Source organism: Pseudomonas sp. Pseusp97 (assembly GCF_047304025.1).
Taxonomy (GTDB): domain Bacteria; phylum Pseudomonadota; class Gammaproteobacteria; order Pseudomonadales; family Pseudomonadaceae; genus Pseudomonas.
Map to the genome: position 1 here is coordinate 1 of NZ_JBGLYK010000377.1, position 2,895 is coordinate 2,895.

2 protein-coding genes and 1 pseudogene are annotated in these 2,895 nt (G+C 68.1%); all 3 read right to left on the reverse strand.

Annotated features, from left to right (window positions below; all coding sequences use genetic code 11):
* A pseudogene (locus ACCC94_RS29045) lies at positions 1-172 on the reverse strand (acetyl-CoA C-acetyltransferase); the annotation flags it as partial.
* 16 nt (positions 173-188) lie between these two features.
* Complete coding sequence (locus ACCC94_RS29050; protein WP_413353041.1) at positions 189-959, reverse strand: 3-hydroxyacyl-CoA dehydrogenase; 771 nt, start codon at positions 957-959, stop codon at positions 189-191.
* Between the two features lie 18 nt (positions 960-977).
* Positions 978-2,642, reverse strand: coding sequence for an acyl-CoA synthetase (locus ACCC94_RS29055; protein WP_413353043.1), 1,665 nt, complete (start codon positions 2,640-2,642; stop codon positions 978-980).
* Between the last annotated feature and the right edge of the window lie 253 nt (positions 2,643-2,895).

Genomic DNA, 2,895 nt, shown 5'->3' on the forward strand with positions numbered 1-2,895 from the left:
GCACGCAGCCGAGCACGGCTTCGTCCACTTCTTCCGCGCCCAGGCGGGCACGTTCGACGGCGGCGCGGATCGCGGCAGCCCCGAGGGTGGCGGCGGTGACGTCCTTGAACTCGCCGAGGAAGCCGCCCATGGGGGTACGGGTGGCACTGACAATGACGATGGGATCGTTCATGACTCTCTCCTCCTGCTTACTTCGCAGCCATGCGAATGGCGCCGTCGAGGCGGATCACCTCGCCGTTGAGCATGCTGTTCTCGATGATGTGGCGGGCCAGCGCGGCGTACTCGTCCGGGCGACCGAGGCGCGGCGGGAACGGCACGCTGGCGCCGAGGGAGTCGCGCACTTCCTGGGGCATGCCGGCCATCATCGGCGTCTCGAAGATGCCGGGGGCGATGGTCATCACGCGGATGCCCGAGCGCGCCAGTTCGCGGGCGATCGGCAGGGTCATGCCGACCACCGCGCTCTTCGAGGCGGAGTACGCAGCCTGGCCGATCTGCCCGTCGAAAGCGGCGACGGAGGCGGTGTTGATGATGATGCCGCGCTCGCCGCCGGCATCCGGCTCGTTGCGCGCCATGGCTTCGGCGGCCAGGCGCAGCATGTTGAAGGTGCCGATCAGGTTGATGTTGATGGTGCGGGTGAAGCTTTCCAGCCCATGCACGCCGTTGCGGCCGATGACCTTCTCCGCCGGGGCCACGCCCGCGCAGTTGGCCAGACCGTGCAGCGCGCCGAAGGCGTCCAGCGCAAGTTGCACCGCCGCCTTGCCGTCCGCCTCGCTGCACACGTCGGTGCGGATGAAGCGCGCATTCGCCTCGCCCAGCTCGGCGGCCTGGGCGGCGCCGGCTTCGGCATTGACGTCGGCCAGCACCACCCTGGCGCCAGCGCTCACCAGCAGCTTCGCGGTGGCCGCGCCGAGGCCGGAACCGCCGCCGGTGATGAGGAATACCTTGTTCTGGATCTGCATGAAGTCTCTCCGCTGTACTTAGTGAGCCGCCGCTTTCTCGGCCGCTTCGCGTTGCCTGGCGATCTCCTGGTTGCGCAGGAGGAAGCGCTGGATCTTGCCGCTGGGGGTCTTGGGCAGTTCGTCGACGAACTCCACCTCGCGCGGGTAGCTGTGCGCCGACAGTCGCTTGCGCACGTACTGTTGTAGTTCCTCGGCCAGCTCCGCGCCCGGCCGGTAGGACGAACAGAGCACCACGAAGGCTTTGACCAGTTCGGTGCGCTCCGGGTCCGGCTTGCCGATCACCGCCGCTTCGATCACCGCCGGATGCTCGATCAGTGCGCTCTCCACGTCGAACGGGCCGACGCGGTAGCCGGAGGTGGTGATCAGGTCGTCGGCGCGGCCGACGAAGCTGATGCTGCCGTCGGCGTTCAGTTCCACGGTGTCGCCGCTCAGGTAGTAGTCGCCGACGAAGGCCTTGGTCTGCATGCCCTGGTAGCCGGCGAACCACATCAGCGGAGACTGGCGGCGGTCCATGGCCAGCACGCCGGGCTGGCCGGGGGGCAGCTCGTTGCCCTGCTCGTCCAGCACTACCACGCGGTGGCCGGGGATGGAGAAGCCGGCGGCGCCGAGATGCACCGGATGCTGCAGTTCGTGATGGTTGGCCAGCACCATGCCCAGCTCGGTCTGGCCGTAGTGATCGTGGATGGTCACGCCCAGCTCGCTGGCGAACCAGCGGATGACTTCCGGAGTCAGCGGCTCACCGGCGCTGCTCACCGCGCGCAGGCGCCCCCTGAGCGGTTTGGACACCGCCTCGCCGGCGGCGATCAGCAGGCGGTACGCGGTGGGCGAACCGGCCAGGTTGGTGATGCCGTACTTGCGCACGATGCGGCAGGTGCTCTCCACCGTGAACGCGCCTTCGTAGAAGGTGATCGGGTGCCCCATGGCCAGCGGCCCGGTGACACCGTAGTAGAGCCCGTAGGCCCAGCCCGGATCGGCGAGGTTCCAGAACGAATCCTCCTCACGCAGCCCCACTGCATCGCGCATGTAGCCGACGAAGGCGACTATGGCCTTGAGCGGCACGGCCAGCGGCTTGGCCAGCCCGGTGGTGCCGGAGGTGAACATCAGCAGGAAGGTGTCTTCGCCGCTGCGCAGTACCGGTTCGAAGTCCGGCGAATGGCGTTCCAGTTCGGCCCAGAAGCTGTAGTCGCCGTGACGGATGCCTTGTCCTTTCGGGCCGCCGACAGTCACCAGCGTGGGAGCGTCGGGCACCTCGTCGAGCTTGCCGCGGTTGGCGCCGTCGGTTACCACCACCTTGCTGCCGGCCAACTTGACCCGGTGCTCGATGGCCTTCGGCCCGAAGGCGGTGAACAGCGGCTGGTAGACCGCGCCCAGGCGCCAGGTGCCGAGCACGGCGATCAGCAGCTCCGGTGTGCGCGGCAGCATGCCGGACACCACGTCGCCGGGGCGCACGCCGAGGCCGTGGAGGAAGCTGGCGAAACGACCGGAAAGCTCCTTGAGCTGGGTGAAGGTGTAGGAGGCGCTGTCGCCGTCCTTGCCTTCCCAGAACAGCGCGACGCGGCCGGGAATGGCGTGGCGGTCGCAACATTCGACACAGGCATTGAGGGCATCGAGGTTGCCGGCCAGGACGGCTTCGGCGGTGGCGCGGTAGTCGAACTCGGCCGTGGCGGCGGTATGGGAACGCATCGCGGAACTCCTGGGTTTGTTCTTGTCTGGAGTCCCCTGATGTTCCCGCTGCGCTGGCGCGCGGGCAATGTCGAAAGCCGCCAATCTGGATGAGCGGATTGGACAGCTGTGGTGCTGCGTGATGGTTGGATTTTCGTAGGAGCGGACTTCGCCCGCGACGGGTTGGTGCCGTGCGGTTAGGGGGGGCGGCCACGGGGAAGCAAAACAGAGTATGGGGGTACGGGATGGGGCGGACGGGGGGGGACGACCCCCC

What these genes read in the sequence shown, in the direction of transcription:
- ACCC94_RS29050 (WP_413353041.1), bottom strand. Translation starts at nt 959, where the DNA reads ATGCAGATCCAGAACAAGGTATTCCTCATCACCGGCGGCGGTTCCGGC.
- ACCC94_RS29055 (WP_413353043.1), bottom strand. Translation starts at nt 2,642, where the DNA reads ATGCGTTCCCATACCGCCGCCACGGCCGAGTTCGACTACCGCGCCACC.